The organism is Flaviramulus multivorans, from assembly GCF_021728415.1.
Lineage (GTDB): Bacteria > Bacteroidota > Bacteroidia > Flavobacteriales > Flavobacteriaceae > Sabulilitoribacter > Sabulilitoribacter multivorans.
Map to the genome: position 1 here is coordinate 1 of NZ_JAKKDV010000004.1, position 26221 is coordinate 26221.

General features: G+C 31.7%; 18 protein-coding genes and 1 rRNA gene. 9 read left to right on the top strand and 10 right to left on the bottom strand.

The features are described 5' to 3' along the window. A 16S ribosomal RNA gene (locus tag L3X39_RS09930) occupies positions 1–100 on the bottom strand; the annotation flags it as partial. Positions 101–681: 581 nt separating this feature from the next. Further along, positions 682–2649, bottom strand: a complete 1968-nt coding sequence (locus L3X39_RS09935; protein ID WP_237231636.1) for a putative porin — start codon at positions 2647–2649, stop codon at positions 682–684. Between the two features lie 146 nt (positions 2650–2795). On the opposite strand from L3X39_RS09935, the gene rnhB reads away from it, so the two are divergent. The 4 genes from rnhB to L3X39_RS09955 all read left to right on the top strand — a co-directional run bounded on the left by rnhB (position 2796) and on the right by L3X39_RS09955 (position 8669). Beyond that, a complete protein-coding gene (gene rnhB / locus L3X39_RS09940) occupies positions 2796–3395 on the top strand; it encodes a ribonuclease HII (protein WP_237231637.1) in 600 nt (199 codons plus the stop codon). Positions 3396–3426: 31 nt separating this feature from the next. Further along, a complete protein-coding gene (locus L3X39_RS09945) occupies positions 3427–5859 on the top strand; it encodes a ribonuclease HII (protein WP_237231638.1) in 2433 nt (810 codons plus the stop codon). Between the two features lie 94 nt (positions 5860–5953). After that, positions 5954–7498, top strand: coding sequence for an OmpA family protein (locus L3X39_RS09950; RefSeq protein WP_237231639.1), 1545 nt, complete (start codon positions 5954–5956; stop codon positions 7496–7498). A gap of 121 nt (positions 7499–7619) precedes the next feature. Continuing rightward, on the top strand, positions 7620–8669 hold the full coding sequence (locus L3X39_RS09955; RefSeq protein WP_237231640.1) for a nucleoid-associated protein: 1050 nt from the start codon (positions 7620–7622) through the stop codon (positions 8667–8669). 54 nt (positions 8670–8723) lie between these two features. Here L3X39_RS09955 and L3X39_RS09960 read toward each other — a convergent pair whose 3' ends face one another. Beyond that, positions 8724–13652, bottom strand: coding sequence for a DUF8202 domain-containing protein (locus tag L3X39_RS09960; RefSeq protein ID WP_237231641.1), 4929 nt, complete (start codon positions 13650–13652; stop codon positions 8724–8726). Positions 13653–13916: 264 nt separating this feature from the next. Here L3X39_RS09960 and L3X39_RS09965 point away from each other — a divergent pair, with 264 nt between their 5' ends. After that, positions 13917–14876: a tetratricopeptide repeat protein gene (locus L3X39_RS09965; protein ID WP_237231642.1), complete on the top strand. Its 960-nt coding sequence runs from the start codon at positions 13917–13919 to the stop codon at positions 14874–14876. Here the strand turns inward: L3X39_RS09965 and rsmG are convergent, their stop codons facing one another. Then, on the bottom strand, positions 14877–15506 hold the full coding sequence (gene rsmG / locus L3X39_RS09970; RefSeq protein ID WP_237231643.1) for a 16S rRNA (guanine(527)-N(7))-methyltransferase RsmG: 630 nt from the start codon (positions 15504–15506) through the stop codon (positions 14877–14879). A gap of 142 nt (positions 15507–15648) precedes the next feature. On the opposite strand from rsmG, the gene L3X39_RS09975 reads away from it, so the two are divergent. Together L3X39_RS09975 and L3X39_RS09980 are read left to right on the top strand one after the other, a co-directional pair. Continuing rightward, the gene (locus tag L3X39_RS09975; protein WP_237231644.1) at positions 15649–16749 is read left to right on the top strand and encodes a fatty acid desaturase family protein; all 1101 of its coding nucleotides are present in this window, start codon (positions 15649–15651) and stop codon (positions 16747–16749) included. A gap of 22 nt (positions 16750–16771) precedes the next feature. Further along, the gene (locus tag L3X39_RS09980; RefSeq protein ID WP_237231645.1) at positions 16772–17956 is read left to right on the top strand and encodes a pyridoxal phosphate-dependent aminotransferase; all 1185 of its coding nucleotides are present in this window, start codon (positions 16772–16774) and stop codon (positions 17954–17956) included. A gap of 144 nt (positions 17957–18100) precedes the next feature. Here the strand turns inward: L3X39_RS09980 and L3X39_RS09985 are convergent, their stop codons facing one another. The 3 genes from L3X39_RS09985 to L3X39_RS09995 are packed head-to-tail and all read right to left on the bottom strand — an operon-like array spanning position 18101 to position 18857. Further along, entirely contained in the window at positions 18101–18280 is a 180-nt protein-coding gene (locus tag L3X39_RS09985) for a hypothetical protein (protein WP_237231646.1), read from the bottom strand. 11 nt (positions 18281–18291) lie between these two features. Beyond that, a complete protein-coding gene (locus tag L3X39_RS09990) occupies positions 18292–18558 on the bottom strand; it encodes a hypothetical protein (RefSeq protein ID WP_237231647.1) in 267 nt (88 codons plus the stop codon). A gap of 32 nt (positions 18559–18590) precedes the next feature. After that, positions 18591–18857, bottom strand: a complete 267-nt coding sequence (locus L3X39_RS09995; RefSeq protein ID WP_237231648.1) for a hypothetical protein — start codon at positions 18855–18857, stop codon at positions 18591–18593. Between the two features lie 206 nt (positions 18858–19063). On the opposite strand from L3X39_RS09995, the gene L3X39_RS10000 reads away from it, so the two are divergent. Beyond that, entirely contained in the window at positions 19064–21751 is a 2688-nt protein-coding gene (locus L3X39_RS10000; RefSeq protein WP_237231649.1) for an FIDD domain-containing protein, read from the top strand. Positions 21752–21798: 47 nt separating this feature from the next. Here the strand turns inward: L3X39_RS10000 and L3X39_RS10005 are convergent, their stop codons facing one another. The 3 genes from L3X39_RS10005 to trkA form a co-directional block, all read right to left on the bottom strand. Continuing rightward, positions 21799–22053 carry a hypothetical protein gene (locus L3X39_RS10005; RefSeq protein WP_237231650.1) on the bottom strand — a complete coding sequence of 85 codons (255 nt, stop codon included), beginning with the start codon at positions 22051–22053 and terminating at the stop codon, positions 21799–21801. Positions 22054–22505: 452 nt separating this feature from the next. After that, positions 22506–23999 carry a TrkH family potassium uptake protein gene (locus L3X39_RS10010; RefSeq protein ID WP_237231651.1) on the bottom strand — a complete coding sequence of 498 codons (1494 nt, stop codon included), beginning with the start codon at positions 23997–23999 and terminating at the stop codon, positions 22506–22508. Between the two features lie 6 nt (positions 24000–24005). Further along, positions 24006–25355 carry a Trk system potassium transporter TrkA gene (gene trkA / locus L3X39_RS10015; RefSeq protein WP_237231652.1) on the bottom strand — a complete coding sequence of 450 codons (1350 nt, stop codon included), beginning with the start codon at positions 25353–25355 and terminating at the stop codon, positions 24006–24008. Between the two features lie 136 nt (positions 25356–25491). Between trkA and ubiE the strand changes: the two genes are divergently transcribed. Beyond that, entirely contained in the window at positions 25492–26217 is a 726-nt protein-coding gene (gene ubiE / locus L3X39_RS10020; protein ID WP_262910980.1) for a bifunctional demethylmenaquinone methyltransferase/2-methoxy-6-polyprenyl-1,4-benzoquinol methylase UbiE, read from the top strand. Positions 26218–26221: the final 4 nt, after the last annotated feature.

Here is a 26221-nt window from a genome sequence, read left to right on the forward strand (position 1 = left end):
GCCGGTCGTCGGCGGTGCAAGCACCCCGTTACCCCTCGACTTGCATGTGTTAGGCCTGCCGCTAGCGTTCATCCTGAGCCAGGATCAAACTCTTCATCGTTAAATTATTTGTGCTATACATATATAAAACATGTTAGCTACTTTAACAACTAATCAGAATCTCTAGTACTCAAAATGGTCTATTCTCTTTGTTGATTTAAATCGTTTCCAATTCAAATCTTACGCTGTCAATTCAATATGTTTATGAACTTTTTTTATCTTTTACTAGCTCGTTTCCTTGCTAAGCGGGTGCAAATATAAAACCCTTTTTTTAACCCCACAATACTTTTTCAATCTTTTTTAGAAAAACTTTTTTTACCCCTTCTAAAAAAATATCCAACCGTGGAAATGAACTTTTACACAAACAGTACTTAACCGTTTTTGCGGGTGCAAACATAATACCTATTTTTAAATTTACAATGCCTTTTTAAACCTTTTTTTTAGATTTTTTTTTGAGTTGCTTTTTGTGCTTTATTTTCAACAACTTACGATTGAAAAATATTTTGAGGTTACATTAATTTATCGCTGCATTAAGGATTGAACGACCTGTTTGAACTCTTTTAAGCGTTTGAAAAACGTTTAATAAAGTGAGTAGTGAAAGCCTTGTGGTTTATTTTTTTTAAACCAAATGCCCTAGAAATTTTATAAAAAGAAATTCCAAACAACACCAAAACGTACTGTAAAATCGCGGTAAGGATAGTTTGGTGCCGAGTAATAGTTGTAACCTGTGAAAGCTGAATTGAAATGTTCGGCTTTTAAATAGATACGTGTTTGACGAATTTTTGCATTGATGAAAAAATCTAAACGCGGAAAACTGCCAAATTCTCTTTCGTTTTGAACATAAAATTCTGCTAAGACTGGACTATAATCGTTCATATAGTATTGTGTGAAGTAATTGAGAGTTACTCCCGTTTGCAAGTACATAGCCTTTTTAAATAGATGGCTAGAGAAATATAATGTGTTTCGGGTGGTAAGTTCCGGAACATTTAGAACATTATTTTCGTCTTGTACGTTTTGATATAATATGGTATTGTTCAACGCAAACTTACCAAACTTTATTTCGTTTTCTAGCTTTACTCTGAGATACGTTATTGAATTATTGTTTTGGAATGGTTTTACTTGATTGGTGTTTTCGTCTTGTTTAAAATATACGTAATCGTTTATAGTGTTAAGGTCTACAGAAACATTTAACAATTGTTTATATTTTAAATTAAATGCCAATTGCTGGGTTTCGATATTGTTGAAACTATTTTGCCAATTATAATTTATATAATCGCTTTGGTATAATAATGTGTTATAATTTGGTGCCCGTGAACTATGGTTTAAGGAAGCTGAAGCTGCAATATCTTCATTTAATTTAAAAGTAGCTTTTGCTTTTATGTAGTTACCATCAAAATCTCCAGATATATTCAAGCCCATTTCACCTTGCAAATCGAAACCTTTATATTGTTTTTGGTATTTACCTCCTGCAGAAAAAACATCGCCTTTTAATCTATTGGTAATGGTGTTTCCATTTAAAACAACCAACTTATCATAACCATAATTATAATTGGTGTTACTAATGTTGAATTGTAAATTACCAATAATATTGTTGCTATAGTTTAATTGGACTTGGTTATAAAAATTCTCTAACGTAGCACGGTCTTTTAATCCGATTGTTTTAAAAGCATCACCAAAAAAACTTGTATTTGCTGTAGTTTGGTCGTATTGAAAGTATTTATCTTCAAACGAAATAATATGGCCGATACTTAGCTTATTGTTTGATAAAGAATCTTTTTCTCGAATAATTTTATAGTTATGTTCTAAATGGAAACGTTTACCACGAAGTATACTTTCGGCGTTTTCAAAGTTGACTTCAAATATTGAGCGATCTATAAATTCGGGATCGCCAGTTTCAAACTCATCAATATTATCGTCAATAATTCCTCCATTTTCCTGATTTAGTAAATCTTGAGTTACTATATGACCACGAACATTATATCGGTTATTTTTGGTTCTATAATTAGTGGTAAATCTAAAATTACCTGTACTTGTTAATACATGTTGATACTTACCTAATGATCTTAAGCCTTTGTAAGCAATTGAGAAATTAAATTGTGGTGATGTATTTACCGAGAAAAATGAATCGGCCAATTGCCCTTGCTCGAATGCTGTTTTAAACATAAGTTCTGTTAAAGGTGTTGGAACGCGGTAATAATTTATATCTTCAATTTCCATATAATTGAAGTGTCTTGCACGTGCGCCAAACCCTGGCATTAGGCTCGTGTTTTCAAAATTATAAGTTAAACTATTATAGGTTTGACCCAAGTTAGAAAATGGCATAAGCCCGAAGTTATCTTTCCTTAGATAATTAAACTTATATTCTTTTTGGATAGTTAAAGTGGTATCAACAAAAGTTGTATCGTTTTTATGAGAAATAATTAAATAGTCTTGAATTTTCGTTTCAAGCTTTTTGTTGCTTTTGGAACCAAATCTGCTTGACGACCCTCTACTAATTGTATCTTGAGGATCTAACCTCTCTCTTGACGCTCCGGAAGATCCTAGCTTTCTTTGGGCATTCAACCCATTGCAAAGCAATACAAAAAGTAAAACGAAGATTAATTTATTCATAAATGCAAATTTCCGAGGCAAAAGTAATTATTTGAACGTAAAGTGTTAGCAAATATTTTAAATAAAGAAGTTATGTTCTCTTGGTGTTTTAAATAAATACTTAACATAACTAAAACAATTATTAAGTTTATCAATATTTTCGCTTTATGTTATTGCAAAAACATTCAAAATTTAATATCGAGTGTGGAACCGACGAAGCTGGTCGGGGTTGTTTAGCTGGACCTGTGACAGCTGCGGCTGTAATTTTGCCAGAAAATTTTAAAAATTTGATTTTAAACGACTCCAAACAACTTAGCGAAAATAAAAGAGATTCATTAAAACCTATTATTGAATCTCAAGCTTTAGATTTTGGCGTTGCCCACGTATTTCAAGATGAGATTGACTGTATTAATATACTTAATGCTTCTATTTTGGCCATGCACAAATCTATTGCACAATTAACACCGAACCCAGAATTTATAATTGTTGATGGTAATAAATTTAAACCGTTTAAAAATATTCCTTTTGAAACCATTATTAAAGGTGACGGTAAGTATTTAAGTATTGCTGCTGCATCTATTTTAGCTAAAACACATCGAGACATCTATATGAATATGATTCATGAAGAATTCCCTGTATATAATTGGAAACAGAACAAAGGTTACCCAACTAAAGAACACCGTGAAGCCATAAAAAAATATGGTATAACAAAATACCACAGAAAATCGTTTAGATTATTACCAGAACAACTTAGGTTAGATTTATAAGTTTTTATATTTGTAAAAATTAATTCATTTTATGAGATTACTTTATTTTGCCCTCATCACTCTACTTTTTTTTAGCTGTAATTCTACTGAAACAAATCGTTCTAAGCTTATAGACTTTGTTCCTGAAAATACTTCAGCAATTATAAAGTCTAATAACATTGAAGGATTAAAAAGCAGCATTAACAACAGTGATTTTTTACAAAAAATATCAAATACGAATTCTTATAAAAGTTTAGAAGACAAACTTGAAAATTTAACTTATTTAAATCCTGCGAGTGATATTCTTATTTGTTTTTCGAAAGATATAAACGATAGTTTGCAATACTCTATAATCACAAAAAACCACCAAGGTTTGTTTATAACAGATTCGTTACCTAATTATATTGAAGAATCTCTTAAATATAAAAACAAAACCATTACTAAATCTACCATTAACAAAAGTACTTTTTACAGTACAGTACTGGATAGTACTTTTTTTGCTTCGTCATCAAAAGATGTTGTTGATGGCATTTTTAATAATTCGGAATTGGATTTTGAGTTAGAAAAAATATACAGCACTATTAACGATGACAAAACATTTTCAATCATATTAAAGCCCAATAACCCTTTTGCAAAATCATTTTTCATTGCAGATTCACTTACCTTAAACACTTTTACCGAATATATTGCTGCCGATGTAGATATTAGTCAAAATAGTATTATTGTAAATGGCGTAACAAAAGCTAGCGACAGTACAAAAAGCCTCATTAATATTTTTAAAAATACGGTCCCTCAAGAAAATCAAATTCAAAATATTACCCCGTCAAACAGTGATGGATTTTTAAGTTTTACTTTTGATGATTTTAAAACCTTTGAAGGTAATTTAGGAAAGTTTCAAAAGAAAGATACTATATTAAATGCATCAACACTTTTTAATGATGTAATTGAAGTTGGTGTGATTTACGAAGATGAAAACAGGGCTATCGCTTTAAATTCAATTGATATTATAGCTACTAAAGACGCTCTTATTGGCGAACAATCTAAAATTGATTCGTATCGTGAAATCGATATTTATAGTTTTAGTAATTCTAATTTATTTAAGGACACTTTTTATCCGTTAATTACCTTCGATAAAGCAACTATGTATTGCGTGCTTGACAACTTTTTTGTGTTTTGTAATGATAATGAAATGCTTCAAAATATTATTGCCAACTATCAAAACGAAACAACGCTAGGTAATAAAGACTATTTTGAAAATATAAAAAATCAGTTGAGTGATGCCTCCTCATTAATACAGGTAACAAATGCTTCAACTCTAAGTACGGTAATAAATAAAAACCTAGATTCTGATAACAATCTAAAACTTAGTGACTATAATACATCGGCTATTCAGTTCGTTTATGATGTGAATTTTGCCCATGTGAATGCCGTAATAAAAAAGAACGCATCCAGAACGTCATTAAATTCAGTTTCGGAAGTCTTAAATATTAAACTTGATAAAGATCTTTTAAATAATCCGCAATTTGTAAAAAACCATATCACCAATGAAAAGGAAATTGTTGTTCAGGATATTAATAACAACCTTTATTTAATTTCTAATACAGGAAAAATTCTTTGGAAAAAAACATTGCAAGGTCCAGTTTTAGGAAACATTGAACAAATAGATATTTATAAAAATGGTAGGTTACAATTGGCTTTTGCAACGCCTAATCGCATTTATGTTATTGACAAAAACGGTAATGATGTAGCTCCTTTTCCAGCCAGATTTAACGATGACATTACGCAACCGCTTTCTGTTTTTGATTATGATAAAAACAAAAACTATCGCCTTTTAGTTACACAAGGGAAAAATGTATTAATGTATAATGTCAAGGCACAAATTGTAAACGGTTTTACTTTTAAATCTGCTAATAATAATATCATTTGCCAACCCAAACATTTTAGAATTGGAAGTAAAGATTATATTACTTTTAAAACAGAAAATAAGCTATACATTTTAGATAGAACTGGAAGAACAAGAGTTAGCCCTAAAACACAAAGCACCTATTCAAGTCAACCTATTTTCTTGTATAATAATGCCTTTACAACTACTAGCTCAGGAGGTGATTTAATTATGGTTGATAGTAAGGGCAATGTGTCGTCAAGGAATCTCAATCTTTCTGAAAAACACTTTATTGATACAAGCAGTAAAACGCTAGTTACTTTAACCGAAAATCAATTATCAATAAAAAATAGAACCAATGAATTAGATTTTGGTGATTATACCAGCTGTAAACTTTTCTATATAAATGACAAAATTTACGTTACTGTTACTGATTTGCAGTCGCATAAAGTTTACCTTTTTGATAGTCAATCCAAACCAATACCTAACTTTCCTGTTTATGGAAATTCTACTATAGATCTTGATAATATTGATCGAGATAACAAATTAGAATTTGTAACAAAGGGTGAAAGTAATTCTGTTATTCTATATCAAATTAATTAGTTACTAATAACTCTGTTAGTATTTTTTCTCAAGCTTTTTTGTTTGTAAAAAACTAATCTCTATATTTAGGCAGCTATTAATCAAATAATTACAAATGAAATTTCCTAAAAATGCATTAAGCATCCTAACTTTTTGGATGGTTACCTTAATGTTTATTCAGGTTGCAGAAGCGCAAACTAAGCGCTTAAAAAGACCTAATAGTTCAGTAGGTATTAGCAGCGTTGATAATTTTGTGAAAAATTCCTTCGACATATATGATAAAGTATATAAATACGATGGTTATGCTGCTGCAGGAACACCCCTTGATGATGACGATATTGATGTGCTAGAAGATGCTCTTAATGATTTGGATGCTTTAAGCAATAGTGCACCTAATATTTTAAGCGATTTAGATGGCACAAGTGTTTTAAAGAAAGGGAAAGCAACATTGCAAATGAATAAAGCAAAAAAAGCTTTAAGCTATAGCATTACAACTGCTAAGGAATTATTACTAGGACAACGAGAATATGACAAAGACGATGAGGGTTCTGAAACTGCAACAGGAGAAAGTAATGAAACTTCTGACAACCCATCTCAAGAAGGAAATGTGTCTGAAGATATAGAAGATGAAAATATATCTGACAATCTAGAAGTTTATAGCAAATTCGATTATGTTCCTGGAGATAAGCTTATTTACTTTGATGATTTTTCTCAAGACTTCGTTGGCGATTTTCCAAGTAAATGGAACACTAACGGATCTGGTGAGGTAGTTAGATTGAGTAAAGCTGAGGGCAACTGGTTTCAAATGAAATCTGGCTATAACATTATGTATATTCCTTTAATCCCCAATAAATTACCAGAAGAATATACCATCGAATTTGATTTATTTACTGAAGGTCTTGACAACAGGACATCTTCAAATGCCCTTTTATTAGTTACATTCGATGATAACAATGGCTTTAAAAAAGGAAGAGATTATGCCTATGCTGCCATTCCTTTTGGTCAATACGGGGCATTTGGTATAAGAGTTAGAAACACCAACCCAACTAATTCTAGAATCAATAACACAATTACTGCAGATATTCGAAAAGCCGTACTTAATAATCCGCACATCTCTTTGGCTGTTAATAAACAGCGGTTTAGACTTTGGGTAAACGAAATAAAATATATCGATATTCCTCAGTTTATTTATAGTCCTGAAAAAATTGGTTTCTTAAAGTTTAATCTTGAAGGTCTTCGTGACGGCGTAGACAAGGTATTTATTGGTAACATTAAAATTGCCGAAGGTGGTGTAGATTTACGGCGAAAACTCATGTCTGAAGGTAGAATTTCCACCAATGGGATTTTGTTCGATTCAGGTTCGGCTAATATTAAACCTCAATCATACGGTATTATTCGTCAGATTTCTCAAGTATTATTGCAAGATGAGAGTATTAACCTCAATATTGTGGGTCATACCGATTCAGATGGAACTGAAGATGACAATTTAAAACTTTCAAAAGCAAGAGCAGATGCTGTAAAACAAGCATTAATTAATATTTACAATATTTCTGGCAACAGATTACAAACTGATGGTAAAGGTGAAAGCACACCTGTTGCCGATAACTCAACAAGCAATGGTAAAGCCCAAAACAGACGTGTAGAATTTATTAAAATATAACGACAACCAAGTCGCAAGTCCTCGAATCTTATGGAACGTCAAAGTGTAATGCTTTGGCGTTCTTTTTTTTTATGGGTTTCTCTATCTAAATTAGTACTATTGCAGTATTAAAAAACAACAGATGATTTCACGTAAAAATGCCTCTATTTCAAAATTCATTATTCATAAAGTTGGAAACAAGTTTAACGATACTAAAAATGCGTTCTCTTCAAAATTAGTGGATTTTGATGAAGCCAGTTATGACCTTATGCTGCCTTTTTTGCTACGCTCTTTTAGTAGTGTAGTACAAAGCTACCGGTTTAATCATCATGCCAATATCTCGTTAAATGAAATTAATAGTTACAGTACTCAAATTTTTAATGATGATGATGCATTTGTTGAAGTTTCAAAACATATAGTAACTCATCTTTATGAACAATCAAACTCTGCCAATATTAAAACAGGCGATGTTTTAGTAGTTATGTTTGAAGGTGTTGAGTTTAGAGATATAACAACGAACGCACTAGGGATTTTTAAAATTGAAAATAAGGTTAATTTTTTTCAAACCTTTTTAGAAAATAACAGTTATGATGTATTGGTACAAAAAGGAATCAGTTCTAAAAAAGTAGACAAAGGCTGTTTAATTTTAAACCAAAGTGATACCGAAGGGAATATTATTTTTAGTATTGATAATAACAGCTATGATACACAATATTGGATTAATCATTTCTTAAATATTAAATATGCTGATGACGCCAATAATCATACACAACAATATATTGAACTTTGTAAAGACTTTTCTACCGAAATTTTAAAAACTAGTTATGGCACCCAAGAACAAAACACATTTTTAGCAAAAACGATTGATTTTTTTAAAGAAAATGAAATAGTTAATGTTGAGCGATTTAAGGAAGAGCTGTTTGAAGATGAAAAACAGATTAGGGAGTTTGAAGATTATAAGAAAGAATTTGAAGGTGAAAAAAATATAGTCCTCAGAAACCAGTTTGATGTTGCAGAAGCTGTTGTTAATAAAGAAAAGAAAAAGATTAAAACCGATATTAAATTAGATACTCATATACAAATAAAGCTCGATATTGATGCTCCTGATGCCTCAGCTGAATATTTAGAACGCGGATATGACGACGAGAAAAAAATGCACTTTTACAAGGTGTTTTTTAATGCAGAAAGCTAATTTGAGTAAAATATCAAATTAGCTTTCTTTATTTTTTAATTAGAACAATAATGTTTAATCCATTATTATCTTCTTGTTAATAGCACCCTTTTCAGAATTTAATTTTATAATATAAGCACCTGTTTCTGCTTTTAGAGATATGGATTCATTATTAGATGAATTCAATTCCTCAGTAATAATACTTTGTCCTAAAATATTATATACCTCAATCTTAGAAAGATAAACACCTTGCTTATTTACAATTTTTAATTCGGTAGATTCTGAATCATAGTAAACCAATACACTATTAGCTATATTATCTAATTCATCAATACTAAGAGAGGCATTGTTTTGTTCGAAAACAAGCTTAAACCTATCCAAATACTCACCTGGTTCTAAAAATATATCAAACGAATCATTATTAATTTGATGGGTTTCTCCAGTACTTTCATCTTTAATAAATATTGGGAAATTATTATCAATGTTCTCCAAAGCATCAATTTTTATGCTTGATATTCCCGCTTCTTTTACTTTTACACCTATTGGAAATTCTTCAGATGTTACAAAGCTTCCAACTCCTTGAATAACAAATTTGCTTTGATTAATAATCCAATACATATCCTCCTCATTAACATCCACCATAAAAGCATCATAACCCATGTCAAATGCTATGGAAGCATTATGATTAGCTCCTAAAACTATTTGTCTATGATATCCCTTAGGAGAACTATACACGAGCTTAATTGTTGGCGTAACATCATTTTTTGCTGCAACATTTTTACCTTTTTTATTTGAGGATGACTTTAAAAACAAGGAGTTTGAACCATCTTCCCTTTCAAAAACACGTTGACTGTTTTTAAATACAATATCTCCACCATCAACGGTTAAAATTGGAGTACCATTATCATTGTTAAAACCATCAAGAGCTGTAGATACGAAGAAGCCTTGATTAACTGGAATATATGGCCCGGGAACTTTGGTCCCAGTGGCTGGTCCTCCAGCATTTGATGTACTATTAATTCGACTATCATTTGAAATTGCCGCAGCTCCTCCTGTTAGATTTCGAGTTGCATAACCACCCACATAGTCTTTCAATGTGTGTGAGTTTTCTTGACCGAAATGATCCCAGAAATACAAAGCGCCATTAAAAACAGTACCTGTCGTATTGTTACCTCCATCGGCAATACTCATATTATCTAAAATGAACTCAGACGCATCAATGGCTGAAGGATACGGGTTTCCAACAAGCCTATCAACTTCATTGGACGAATTATCTAAAGGCAGAGTAATATCTCCATTATTTGGCAAACCAATAAACACATAATTTTGTTGTGTTGAAATTGGAATTGAAGCAGTACCCCCTGTTCCTTTCATTGTAAAACCTTCTCCAGCTAAGAGTGATGAAGACTCATCTATTTTTACCCAAGCATTATAATTATTTGCTCCACCATAAAATTTATACAACCATTCCGTACTAATGGTTCTTGCAAAACCTGGAGGTGGAGGCGTACCACTTCCATCTGGTGATGAATTAAATAGCATATCTTGATATAGCCCTGAAATAGTTCCATCTTTTAAAACACCAGCAATTGTATGATTTGCATTAGTGGTTGAAACTCCTGTGCCTCTAGTTGCCGTATTTCCTGCTATAGGACCTACAGACGAAGACCAATAGTTATAATTGTAGCCGTTTGCAGTTCCTTGCTGATCGCGCTCAATAAACCCACCACTGTCAATATCAATAACACTACCTTCTGATTGAACTAGCTGAGACTCTCCAACTAAATCTATAATACCATCTAATTCTAAATAATGCGAAATGCTTAACCCTTGCCCGGAATTTGTTTCATCTTGCGCATCAACAGGGTCTGATATTTTTAAAATCCCATCGGTTTGAATCAAACCTAAAAGCGAAATATCTCTATCTCCAGAATCAATATTATGTGATATTTGAACAATATTCCAATCCACCATGGTAGTTCCGTCTAAACTTAAAGAGTTAGGAATTACTTGGTCAGCATTATTACTCCAAGTTACGGCCGTATCCCAATCACCATCATTTGCTGAAATATATGGTAATGGTGCTGTTTGGTCATCAAGAATCGATTTATCTTTATCTAAATACTTTAGCCTTAAAAAGAAGCGGTCATCTGTTAAACCTTCAATTGTAGAACCATAAATAGAATTGAAATCATAATACACCCTTAAATTACTCCAAGGAATAGCTGCAACTTCATTGCTAGCTGATGCTTGAGGTATTATTTTCCCTGTAGTATAATCAGTTCCAACAATATCAAATCGTTCAATTTCTTGGTTCATCAGGTATCTAACTTGATCTTGCGATAGTTCTACGTCCCAGACATACACCTCATCTATTTCTCCTAATAGAGGATTTATAATATTATTTTTATCAATATATAACGCACCAATAGCATAGTTATTAAAGTTTGGTGAAGGATGCACTATATTTTGAACAGATTTATCAAGTACACCATCTATATACATTAAAATGGTCCCACTATCATAAACAAATGTTGTATGGTGCCATTTACCATCATCTACATCCATATTTGAAGTAAATTTAGGCGTTACGCTGTCATCAATATAAACTTCGATGTTACCAGATGTGTTTAATCTTATTTGAAGTTTTTCACCTTTGGCCATTACAGTTCGGACACTAGAACCTGTTGGGCACTTAATCCATGCTGAAATTGTGAAATTATCTGTATTTAAATTAAGGCTAAACTCTCCAACCATATAATCACCCGAAGCGATATTGATAGCATGATTTTCGGTTAATTTTGGTGTTTTTCCAAAAGTAAAATATTTAGTTCCTTCAAAGTCATACCAAGTTTGTAGATTGATTCCACCGTCTTCAGACCTTAATGGTATAACATCAATGATGTCTCCATCTGCAAAATTCGGCGTATCAGATATAATTAAAGCGTATTCCTCCGTGGCTGTTTTTGAAAAACTACTGAATGCTGCTGATGGGATAGAAACGTAAACCGTTCCTACATCTCCATTTACATCTTCATTTGATTCAACTATCATCCATTTTCTATCAATTCTAGTTAAGCTTGTAGTAACCCCAGAAGCAACTGTTACCGTATTGGTGTTAGTACCAGAAAATGCTCCATCGTCATTACCCCAAACTAAAAAATCGCCATCTTTTTTAAACTCGTTGGAATTAGCGTTGTTAGTATTAAAAACACCTCCTAAGCCGATAGTCACTTCGTTTAATAAATTAATAGTTTTTGACTGTTTTTGATTTAAATCCGAAATTGAATCTCTACCAATACCAGCAACATGATAATTGTATCCAGCATTTGCAGAAATATCCCATACAGAAGTATTAAATGAGTTAATGTAATCTTTTTGAGCTTCAGTAGAAGCACCTAATGTAATACCATACTTTATACCTAAATAAGATTCAATTTTTTGTCGGTCAGCATCAGGAACACGTTCAGCGAACGTAAATATTTCTGCAACACGTCCATTTAAACTACCTTGTAAATCATAATTTCTTCCAACCCAATAGCGAGTTCCTAAAACTGTTGGTGGTGGACCTGGATCTACAGATGTTACATTTGTATAAGGCGAATCGTTAACTTCAGATGTTGTCAATAAATTAGAATTATACAAAATCTCCTGACCCGTTAACAATGCGACTGAATTATTTCTGATATTTATAATACCCGCATTTGAGTATGTTGAATTTAACTCTGCAACCCCATTATAATTACCTCCACCGGCAATATCTTGGTTGTATGATAGCGTTTCATTGGTAAATTCAGATGAATAATCTCCAAAGCCAACACCTGTAATATCACCAACAGTTCCCACTGTTATACCTGCAAAAATGGTATTTCTAGGTGAGGTACTCGTCATGGTTGCATCAGGAATCATGACTATAAATATATCTTGACTATAAAACCCATTTACTGGATTGTACAAATATTGTTCTACACCTGCTCCATCATTTTCAAATTTAATTACAGGGTTAAAATTTATATTATCGGTTGCATTGTCTAAATAAGTAGGCTGATTAGCAGCTACTGGCTGAATCGCATCTTTACCATTGGTTCCTAAATCTGCCCAAGTTGATACTTTAGTAACACTTTGGGTAATACCCCGTGTAGATTTTAACCAAAGTCTAAAATCTGCGGTAATACCACCTGGACCTGGGATATTAAAGTCAAACATTTCAGCACTAACTGTAAAAGTAAAGGTTGTGTTATCAGTGTTACCTATACTTATAATGGCTGTTTGAGTACCCGTTCCCGCTACTGGAGCAGTAAACGTAACATCAAAAACAATAGCATCATAGGGCAACATATTATTCCAAGGTATTGGAAATGGTGATGTAATTGCAAAATCACTATTATCACTTGTAAGGGACGTAATATCTAGGTTACAACTACCAATATTTGATATAACATAAGTTCTTGTAACTGACCCGCTTTCCTCTACAACACCAAAATAAGTTCCGTTGGTATCTGATGTTACTGTGTCTCCATGGTAAATGTCGGCATACGGAGTACCACCCAAAACAAAAATTTCAGGTGATGAATTAACCTGTAAAGTAAACGTAAAATCTACTTGATTCCTTATTTCAATAGTCACCAATGTGCTTGCCGTTATACAGGTGGCACTAATGTTTTCTATCTCAAAATCAAGTTCTTTACTACCATTTCCATTACAAGAAGCTTGTCTAATATTTCGACTAGGGTTATTTGGAGATATATCAAAATCTATAATATTAGAAATATTAACATCCTCGATTCTTAATCTATTACTATTACTACAACTCCCGGGTTCAGTATTAGTAATTCTAAAATCAAGACTCGATCCAGCATTAATTACAACTGTTGAACCTTGCGTTACAACTGCGCCACCAACAATTTCAACCTGAATAATTTGGGCACTACCAACGTAACTGCACAGTACGAATAGAAAAAAAACGAATTTTCTTAGTAGATTTAAGGGTAGTAGTCTTCTCATATAACTTTCTTTAGGGCATTATTTTTTTCTGAGAGACGTGCGATTTTGTAATAATCGGTCCACAAACATATTAATAAAAATCGATATAATACACTTTTTTTCGATGAAATTAAAAAAATTGCATTTTTATCAATGTTTTGGTTATTTTTTGATTCATTATTAAAAGATTTTTAAAAAAACTTAAAATCCATTAAATCATTTATTAAAAAAAATATATTAACTTTAATAATAAAAAAACGGTACATTATTTGCTTCAAATCAACTATGAAAAAAATCATTCTTATTTTAATTACTCTGTATCCCATTGTTAATTTTGGGCAAGCCAATAAAATTATAAGACAAGCTACCAGAGAAACTGATTTAGACAAAAAAATTGCACTTTACACAGAAGCAATTGCTTTAGAACCAAACAACCTAGACGCTTATTTTTATAGAGCATTAGCCAAGAATGATTTGGGTGATTTTAGTGGAGCTATTGTAGATTACTCAAAGATAATTGTTGAAGAACCTGATGCTGACACTTATTATAATAGAGGAAATTCTAGATACAGTATTAAGGATTTTTCTGGAGCTAAAGAAGATTATGCCAAAGCTTTTTTACTAGATGATAATTTCTTAGATGCACTTTATAGTCTAGCCTGTGTAAAATTTGATTTAGAAGAATTTGAAGATGCGGTAAAAGACTTTAGTAATTTTATTAAACGAGTACCAACTAACCCTACCGCATATACTTTAAGGGCGTCAGCCTATAAAGCACTTGAGCAATACACAAAGGCTGCAGAAGATTATTCAACCGCCATTTTAATTGAACCAAGTGCAGATAATTATTATAACCGTGGTGTTTTTTTAATGGATCTTAATTACCACAAAGAAGCCCATGTAGATTTAACAAAATCGTTAAAACTCAATAAAAATAATTCTTACGCCTATTTTTATAGAGGTGCTTCAAACTTATTATTAGGACAACACCTTGATGCTATAAAAGATTTTTCAACGGCTGTGGAATTTGATTCGGTAGATTTCGATGCTTATCTAGGTCTTGCCATGGCTTATAATAAGGTAAATGATGCAGCTAATGCAAAAATAAATTTTGACAGAGCAAATGCTATAATTTCACCCGACAAGGCCATAACAAGTATTCAGCAATATGCTAATACTTATTGGTTTCAAACCCAATATTATTTCCTTAACAGTAATATTAACGACTTAGTAAAATTAAACTAATTAGCCTTTAAATTTTAACGGTAAGTGTACCACTTTTTTGGTTTCAAAAAAGTCTTCTTCAAAATAATCACTTAAATTATAAATCGTAGTTGTTCTGTAATCTTTAAGCTCTTGGTTTAAATCGCCTCCCTTTAAGTATAAAATTCCATTTTTAAGTTCGTGATTTTGCTGTTTAGCAATTTTGCCCTTTACCCATTGAACAAATGTGGGCATAAAAGCTACTGCTCTACTTACAATAAAATCATACGTGCCATCAATTTCTTCAACACGACTGTGCGTTGTTTTTACATTTATTAGCCCTAGTCCTTCAACAACTTCGTCAACAACCTTTAGTTTTTTGGCTATGCTATCAACCAAATGAAATGAGCATTCTGGAAATAAAATTGCTAAAGGAATTCCTGGAAACCCTCCACCTGTACCAACATCAAGAATTTTGCTTCCACTTTTAAAACTGATTACTTTAGCTATACCCAATGAATGCAATACATGGCGCAAATAAAGTTCGTCAATATCTTTTCTAGACACCACATTAATCTTTAGGTTCCAATCTTGATAAAGTGATTTTAACAACTCAAATTTTTTAATTTGGTCTTCAGTAAGATTTGGAAAATATTTTGAAATGATTTGCATTCTTGTTAAATTTTCAACAAAAATATACTTTTATAATACATTTTTTTACATAAAAACGTTATAACTTAAGTTCGTTTATACCTATCTTTGCCGCATATATGTAATTCGAATTTAATTCAATATCATATAAAAAATTAAATACATGACTAAACAGACACTATCATTTTCAAGAACAGACTCTGCAAAGTTTTTTAGAACTCTTAACAAACGTGTTAATGACTATTTTAAAGACAACAATGTGAAACGTACTGGAAACTGGAAAATTTGGGTGAAAACCGTAGTAATGTTTTCCTTGTTTTTAACACCTTACTTCTTAATATTAACTCTAAACATTCCTGGTTGGACTCAATTATTACTAACCATAGTTATGGGAATTGGTATGGCTGGAGTTGGCATGAATGTAATGCATGACGGAAACCATGGTTCTTTCTCTAACAAAGAATGGATTAACCGATTAATGGGAAGTAGTATTTACATACTTGCCGGAAATGCCTATAACTGGAAAGTTCAGCATAATGTTTTGCATCACACATATACTAATATTCATGGACATGATGAGGATTTAGATGCAGGACGCATATTAAGATTTACTGAGCATTCTGAGTGGAAATGGCATCATAGATTTCAACATTATTATTCTGTTTTACTTTACGGATTACTTACCATAAATTGGGCTATTACGACTGATTGGCAACAGATGAGACGTTATATGAAACGTAAATTGTCTTATGGAAAATTCCCAAACCCTGTGTGGAACTGGAGTAAGTTAGTAATATCGAAAATTATTTATGTAGGTATTTGGATTGTTATCCCTATGGTCTTTTTAGATATTGCTTGGTGGAAAATATTAATAGGCTTTTTTGTAATGCACTATACAGCTGGCTTAATATTAAGTGTTGTTTTTCAATTAGCACATGTTATGGAAGAAGCTGAAATGCCTTTACCAGAACAAGATGGCACTATGAAAAACACATGGGCGGTACATCAGCTTAAAACAACCATTAATTTTGCTACCAAAAACAAAATTGTTAATTGGTTTACTGGTGGATTAAATCACCAAGTAGAGCATCATATTTTTCCGCATATTAGTCATGTTCATTACACTAAAATTTCAAAAATTGTAAGGGAAACAGCTAAAGAATTTAACTTACCATATAACGAATATAAAACCACACGTAAAGCCATCATTGCTCATTTTAAGCATTTGAGAGAAATGGGAATGAAACCAGCTTTACAAGTCTAACCACATTTTTTATTTTTAATTAATGCAACTACTATCAGACAGAATTTTAAACATGGCTACGTCTGCAACGTTAGCTATGGCTGCAAAAGCACGCGAACTTAGAGGCGAAGGAAAAGATATTATTGGTTTAAGTCTTGGTGAACCAGACTTTAATACACCAGATTTTATTAAGGAAGCAGCTATTCAAGCAATAAATGAAAACTACAACTCATATACACCAGTTGATGGTTATGTAGAGTTAAAACAAGCTATTATCACTAAATTTAAGCGTGATAATAACCTAACATATACACTACCACAAATAGTAGTTTCTACAGGTGCTAAACAATGCTTAGCAAATGTTGCTGCTGTTATGCTTAATGCTGGTGATGAAGTTATTTTACCATGCCCATATTGGGTAAGTTATGCCGATATTGTTAAGTTGAATGATGGTGTGCCTGTAGAGGTTAAAACCTCTATTAAAACCGATTTCAAAATGACTGCTGACCAACTTGAAGCTGCGATTACACCAAAAACAAAAATGCTTTGGTTTAGTTCACCTTGTAATCCAAGTGGTTCTGTTTACAGTAAAGAAGAATTGCGTGCCTTGGTTAATGTTTTAGTAAAGCATCCAAATATTTACGTGGTTTCTGATGAAATTTATGAGCATATAAACTATGTTGGTGGTCATGCTAGTATCGCAGAATTTAGCGAAATGTATGATAGAACCATTACAGTTAATGGAGTTTCTAAAGCTTTTGCAATGACAGGATGGAGAATTGGATATATTGGTGCTCCTGAAAAAATTGCTCGCGCTTGTAACAAAATGCAAGGGCAAATTACTAGTGGTGCTAACTGTATTGCTCAACGTGCTGTAATTACAGCCTTAAACGAGTCGCCTACACGTGTTCAATATATGATTGACGAATTTAAAGTGCGTCGTGATTTAATTTTAAGTCTATTGAGTGACATTGAAGGATTTAATACTAACACACCAGAAGGTGCTTTTTATGTTTTCCCTAATATTTCATATTTCTATGGCAAAACCTTACGTGGAAGAACTATAAACAATGCTTCTGACTTTTCTATGTATTTATTGGAAGAAGCTTTAGTAGCTACTGTTGATGGTGAATCGTTTGGTAATCCAGACTGTATCCGTATTTCTTATGCGGCATCACAAGAGCAAATTATTGAAGCTATAAAACGTATTAAGGAAGCTGTTAGTTAAAAACAAACCTATATAAAAAAGAGCCACAATTTAGATTGTGGCTCTTTTTTTAATGTATTAAATAGAAAAATAGTATAATTAAACTTAAAACAAAGACTATAAAAACTGCTAACTGTTTTACTCTAGCTTGTTTATTTTCTTTTTTTATTCTTTTTTTATTCTTTTTTTAATCTCCAGCAATTGTTCAGAAGTAGCTTTTGGAAATTCTTTTAATTCTAAATTTCCATAACTCCCAGACAAAGTACCTCTTTCTTTTCTTTTCAGAAGCGCCCTATTACTTTTTAACGACTTAATTGCGTGCATCATTGACCCTTCTCCACCCATGATTTCTAAATTTAAAATAGTATATAAACTGCCGCTATTATTAAAACAATAGCCATTGACACTAAAAATATAAACAGTTTGAATTCAATTTCTTTATTCTCTTTTTTAAGTCTTAATCTTATTTCCTCCAACTGCTCGGAAGTTGAATTAGGCAAGTTCAATTGTGGGCTTTTTGACCAATCAAAACTCCCTTTTGATTTTCTGAACCTCCTGCTCTTATCAAGCATAATTGATTTATTACTCTTTATAGTACTCAAAAAAGATTCACCAAAAGGCATATTAATTGTTTTTAAAATCTAAAAAATGTTTATTAAAAATAGTATACAAAAACTGAAATTAAAATAATCATTACTATGGTTAGAGCTGTAAATTGTTTAACTCTTATCTGCTTATGCTCTTGACGTAATTTATCACGAAGCATTTTTAATTCAAAAGTAGTTGCTTCATTACTTTTCAATTCAAGTTTTTTAGATTTATTACTTGCAAGTAAGGGCTTTTTCAACCGTCCTCGCTTAGACATCAAACTTCTATTATATTTAATAGATGAAATAGCAGATTGTACAACACCAAAGCTCATTCTTGATTAATTTTAAAAATTATATACTCTAAAAACACTTTATTATATGTAGCATATTTGATTAAAATGTTACTTAAAATCAATGAGATTTGGAGTTACTGAGCACAATTTATTCACTAGAGCCATAATTAATGTTAAAACAACTAGTAAATTCTTTACATAAATTTATATGCTTTAAATTCACCAAAAAATTCTGCATTTAATTAATGTATTTGTTCAAAAAAATAGTCTTTTTAGCTATTATGCTGTTCACTGTGCTTGTTTTATCTCAAAATGAAACGAACAATTGGTATTTTGGTGAAAACGCAGGAATAAATTTTAAAGACACTAGACCTATTGTCCTAAATAACGGCGCTATGAGTACGCCTGCAGGTTGTTCTAGTATTTCAGACAGAAATGGTAATCTTTTATTTTACACCAATGGTGGAACCATTTGGAACAGGAACCATGAAATAATGGAAAATGGCGCCACATTGGCTGGCGATATTAACAACACCCAAACATCTATAATTATTCCGAAACCAAATGATGATAGTACCTATTATATTTTTTTAACTCGGGTAGAAAAAACAACCTCTGCTCCTTTATTCACTCCTGGCTTATTTTTTGCCGAAGTCAGATTTTCAAACAATAAACCACTCGGCGAGGTGACCATAAGAAGTAGTAGACTTTTAAATACCACAACCGAACGCTTGACTGCAATACATGATATTGAATCCGAATCCATAAAAGTGGTTGCCTTTGGAAGTGAAAATGCAGACGGTGATCCCAAAGACACCTTTTTTGTTTTTAACATTGATGAAAATGGTATAAATAGAACACCTATTAAATCTAAAGTTAATATTATTAAATCATCAAAAGGAGGAATGAAATTCACTCCTGATGGAAAGAAAATTGCTTTAGCTGATTATGATGGTAATAATATTTACATATACAATTTTAACAATACAGATTCTTCTATTGCTTTTGATTTTTCAATTAGCCCTAATGTTCCTTTCTCCACGTTATTTCCATATAGCGTTGAGTTTTCACCTGATTCTAGAATAATATATTTTACCGCCGAAAATGCTAGTTTTTGTATTTTGTTTAAGTACTTATTATACAGCGTAGATCCATTATATGAAAAGCAGGGAATTGCTAGTTCTTCGGACTATAGGTTTGGTGATTTGCAATTAGCCTCTAATGGTAAAATATATGTTGCAAATTATTTTCCTGAAACTCCGATTAACTCAATTGAAACAATAAGTGTAATTAATGACCCTGAAAATGAAGAAGATTCAGGTTTTTCACTGTCCTCTTTTAACTTAAATCCAAACGCTTCGTATAAAGGTTTGCCTAATTTCATTTCTTCATTTTTAAGAAATAGAATCATTACAGAAAATAAATGTGTAGAAGAAACATTTGAATTTTATACAGACTCATACATGCCTATAGACTCTATACTATGGGAATTTGGAGATGGATCAACATCAACAGAACTTACTCCAACTCACATTTATAATGTTAGTGGCGGCTATGTAGTAAATGCAACTATTACTTACAATAATCGAGACTATTTAATTCAAAAGAAAATTGAGGTTTACGCTAAACCTTTGATTAATTCTAACGAAACATTAACGCAATGTGATACAGATTATGATGGGGTATCATTATTTAATTTATATAATATTGAAGATAAAGTTATCAACCTTAACAGGGATTTTGAGTACTTTTTTTACAATTCGAATAATAATGCATTAAATGATATAAATCCAATAGAATCACCAGAAAACTATATAAATAAAAGCAATCCGGAAGAACTCTTTGTTAGAATTGTTACTCCAGAAGGCTGTTATACAATTAGCAATTTTTTTATTGAAAATACCAATAGTGATTTATTGAATTCTGCGGATATTTATGTTTGTGAAAACTCAGATAATATTGATAACAATGGAATTGCAAGATTTGATTTAAGTTTAAAAGAGTCTGAAATAAGAACACAATTTAACATTCCAGCATCATCAAAAGTTAATTTTTATAGCACCTTTTCAGATGCTCAAACAAAAGTTAACCCACCTTTCTTATTCGTTAATACAACTTCAACAACCTTATGGTTTAGAATAGAAACCAGTAATAATGACTGCGCAGGAATTGGGTCGTTTAATGCCATTGTAAATTCTGCAATAGTCTTGGATATTGAAGATTCCTATACTATTTGTTATTCTAACGAAGATTCATCAATTAATTTAGATGGAAATCAAACGAACGATGCTTGGGAATGGAAAGATAGTAACGGCAATATTATATCTACAAATCAAAAAATTTCTATAAGCACTCCAGGAAATTATTCATTAACTGCCTATAAAACTGAAAACAATTTGTTATGCTCTCGAACTGAGTACTTTGATGTTAGGCTTCCAAACCCTATGGCTTTTTATGAGGTAAAAACAGAAAACAATCAAATATTTGCTTCTATAAATGGTTTTGGTGTCTATGAATTTTCTATTGACGGAATAAATTACTTTGGTAATGGCAAAGAATACACGTTTTCAAATGTAAAAGCTGGGATATATACACTACACGTAAAGGATGTTAATGATTGCGAGCAACCCATTAGCCAGCAAGTTGCATTTATTGGTTACCCAAGGTATTTTACACCAAATAACGATGGAATAAATGACTATTGGAAAATTGAAGGTATATCCAACGATTTATACATTTCTGGCGATATTTATATATATGACCGATATGGTAGAAGTTTATATTTTATGGACTTAACAACAAACTTACATGGTTGGGATGGAACATTTAATGGTAAAAAGCTTGCCTCAAACGATTATTGGTTTAAAGCAACCTTAACCGACAATGAAAATAATACATTCACTAAAACAGGACATTTTAGCGCAAAGTATTAAATACAAGCTAATTACCTTTATTGTTCTTTAAAAAGTTGTGTTTGCTTTTAATTAAATATAAGAAGTATAGCAACAAGAAATATTGATAATTTTAAAGTAGTTTCTGCCATACAATTTCTTGTATAACATTTTCTTTTGATACGTTGCTTGAAAGCAAAAATTGAAGTTGTATTTAGCTTTTTATAATTCTCGCTTACAATATTCTTATAATAAGAATTTAAAAACCCAGAGGGTTCGCTAATTAAGTCTTCTTTTTGTTTAGGTAATGGTTCTAAATCTTCTTTTGTTAATACTAATTCCATGATTGATGAATTTAATTGGTTATAAAAAGTAGACGAATATTTAACCAAAATGTTACAATTCAACTAATTAAAAACTAAAGAAAACATCACCTAAATACTATCATAGAACCTATAAATACTAACGATTTTAATTTCTATTTAACTTATTTTATTTCTTGTTTTATATTCATAAAAAGATAAAAGTACAGCTATCACAATAAGAATAGTGGCTTTTAAATAATCATCAATAATTAGTAATCTATCTATATTTAAGAGTAATATAACCAATAAAATTACTGCTAGTACAATTGCTTTTTTCATTTATGAATATTTGTAGGTTAAGATTATAAAAGTTTTTATAGCATCAATATTTATACCAAATCACCATTCTTAAAAACTATTTTAAATTAAAATATTTAGCAATAGATTAAACGATGATTCGAAAAATAAATTATAGCGAAAACGTTAAATTATTAGCGATTACGCCAGAAAAACGGAGTTAATAAAATAAGAACGGTAAACAACTCTAAACGACCTATGAGCATTAAAAAACAAGCCCACCATTGTGCTAAATGTGGTAGAGCAGCATAATTATTTACAGGACCAAAATCGCCTAAAGCTGGACCTACATTCCCTAGGGTTGATGCAGCTAGCCCAATAGATGACTGAAAATCTATTTGAAACATTGAAAACCCTAAAGCACCAATTATAAATGACAACATGTACAATATAAAAAATCCAAGAATATTAAAAACAATATCACCTGATATAGCTCTTTTGTTATAACGTACTGGTAAAATGGCACTAGGATGTAAGGTTCTTTTAAATTCCAAAAAGCCATTTTTAATTAAAATTAAATGACGTACTACTTTTACACCTCCAGACGTACTACCTGCTGACCCACCTAAAAACATAAGCCCAAAAAAGAAAACAACTAAAAAAGGTGTCCATAAAGTATAATCTGCGGTAACAAATCCTGTAGTTGTAACCACTGTCAGAACTTGAAAAAGAGCATGCCTAAAAGCGCTTTCTGCTTCTCCCCAAACCATAGGGTGATTAATTGAAGATGCTGAAACATCTGCCCTAAAATAAATAATCAAAGCAGCAATAATGGTAAATACAACTATAAACTTAAAGTACAGTTTAAACTCTTCATCATGTATAATCTTTTGCACCTTTCCTTTAAAAGCAAAATAGCTTAATACAAAATTAGTACCTGCCAAAAACATAAATAACATTATTATGTACTGAATAACTGGTTGCCCATTCCAATAAGCTACACTCGCATTTTTAGTTGAAAACCCTCCGGTTGAAAGTGTACTTAATGCGTGATTAATGGCATCAAAAAAAGACATGCCCGCAACTTGTAACAAAATTGTTTCAGCAGCAGTATAACCAAAATAGATTAGCCACAAACGTTTTGCAGTATCTGTAATTCTAGGGTGCAATTTATCCGCACTTGGTCCAGGTGCTTCAGCAGCAAATAGCTGCATTCCTCCGATTCCAAGTAATGGTAAAATAGCAATTGCCAATACTATAATACCCATACCACCAATCCAATGTGTTAAACTTCGCCAAAACAAAACCCCTTTTGGCACAACCTCTATATCGTTTAAAATAGACGCACCGGTAGTTGTATAACCAGACATGGTTTCGAAAAAAGCATTGGTGAAATCAGGAATACTTTCTGTTAATATATATGGAAGTGTGCCAGACAATGACATGATAATCCAACCAAAAGTTACCACAATGTAGCCTTCTCGTTTATTCATTTCTTTATTATGCCGTCTTGTAACAAGCATAGAAATAACACCTGCAAGGAGCGTTAAAATACCTGATAAAAATAATTGAAACGTAACACCATCTTTATAAATTAGGCTAATAAGTGTTGACAATAGCATAAAGCCACCATTGAATAATAGCAGTAATCCTAAAAAATGAAAAATGATTTTGTAATTAAGCTTCATTAAAATTTATCGGAATAATTTTTCAACACCTTTTATTGATTGGAGCAAGCTACATACAACCACTCGGTCTCCTTCACGGATTTTAAAATCACCTAAAGCAATAACTCCCAACCCATTTCTAATAACGCCACCTATAATAGCAGATCTAGGAAAATCGACATCCTTAATATATTTATTACAAATAGCTGACGTTGATTTTACCTCAAACTCTAATAATTCAGCATTCATATTACTGAGTTTAGTCATAGCAACTACTTCACCTTTTCTGATATATCTAAAAATATTATTTGCAGCTAGAAGCTTTTTATTAATAAGTGTTTCGATACCAATGGAATGAGACAATTCAAAGTAGTCCATATTTTCAACCAGAGCAACCGATTTTTTAACACCTTTAGATTTGGCAACCAAACAAGACATAATGTTAGTTTCAGAATTACTGCCAACAGCAATAAAAGCATCCATTTCACTAATATTTTCTTCTACCAGTAAATCCACATTTCGTCCGTCACTATGAATCACTAAAACATTAGGTAAATCGTCAGCTATATCAAACGCTCGCTCCTTATTTTCAACTAGAAGCTTAACGTTAAATCCTTTGTCTGATAAATCTCTGGCCGATTTGTATCCAATTTGGGTACCACCCAAAATCATCACATCTTTTATTTCCCTATTTGCTTTTCCAGTAAGTTTGCACAACTCTTCTCCACCACCTTCAGACGTTATAAATACAACATTATCTCCCTTTTTAAACTTAGTGTCACCTCTCGGAATGATAGTGTATTGTGTTCCAAAACGTTGAATAGCAATAGGTACAAAATGAATTTCGGGAAAAATTTTAGCTGCATCTTTAACTGTTTTACCAACAAACGATGCTGAACCTGATAAATTTAAACCAACCATGGTAAGTGCCCCTTCTTCAAACTCATAAGTATCATTAAAAGAAGATTGTTTTAAAGACAATTCTATCTCTGATGCTGCTAATGATTCTGGAGAAATTAGTTCATCAATTCCAAATTTTGTAAATCCAACCTCATCTTTATGCAGGATAAATTCCGTATTTGTAATTCTTGCAATGGTTTTTTCAGAACCTATTTGCTTTGCCAAAACACAAGCCGTAATATTGGTAGTTTCACTTGCTGTAACAGCTATAAATAAATCGGAGTTTTCTACTTTGGCATCTTTTAAAATACGAATAGAAGTAGCATCACCCCTAATCACTTTTATATCTAAATGTGTATCAGCGTAGGCTAAACTATCTTTGTCTGTATCTATTAATGTAATCTCTTGAGATTCGTAGGACAATAATTTTGCTAAATGAAATCCAACTTCACCCGCACCGGCAATAATAATCTTCATTATTTTATTATCATAAAAAGTATGGCAAATATACTATAAAATCCATATTACATCATTAAATTGATTCCATAATAATATTTATTACGGTATTGTGTTATGCTTTTTTAAAAGTTTATATTTGTCGAAAAATTTAGATTTGTCAAAAGTAAAACCTTACAAAAACAGCGATTTAGGTAAAAAAGAACAGGTTACCAAAATGTTTGATACCATATCTGGCGACTACGATGGTTTAAACCGCGTTATTTCTTTCGGAATTGATGTTAAATGGCGCAATAAAGTGGTAAAAATAGTTAAGGAAACCAACCCCGAAACCATTTTAGACATTGCCACAGGAACTGGCGATTTGGCTATTACACTTGCTGAAACAAGTGCTAAAAAAATTGTTGGTTTAGATATTAGCAGTGGCATGCTAGAAATTGGCAAACAAAAGATAAAAAAGAAAGGTTTAGATTCAAGAATTGAAATGATTTTAGGCGATAGCGAAAATATGCCTTTTGATGATAATAGTTTTGATGCTGTAACAGTAGCGTTTGGAGTACGTAACTTTGAAACTCTTGAAAATGGTTTAAAAGAAATTTACAGGGTATTAAAACCTAATGGCACTTTTGTTATATTAGAAACTTCGGTTCCTACTAAGACGGTCTACAAACACGGTTATAATTTTTATACTAAAAACATATTGCCTTTAATTGGCAAAGTGTTTTCAAAGGATAGAAGTGCTTACAAATACTTATGCGAATCAGCCTCAGTTTTTCCTTATGGTGAAGCACTAAACAATATTTTGCGTAAAATTGGGTTTATTAATGTTGAAGATTTTCCGCAAACCTTTGGGGTTGCAACAATTTATAAATCATCTAAGTAATAAT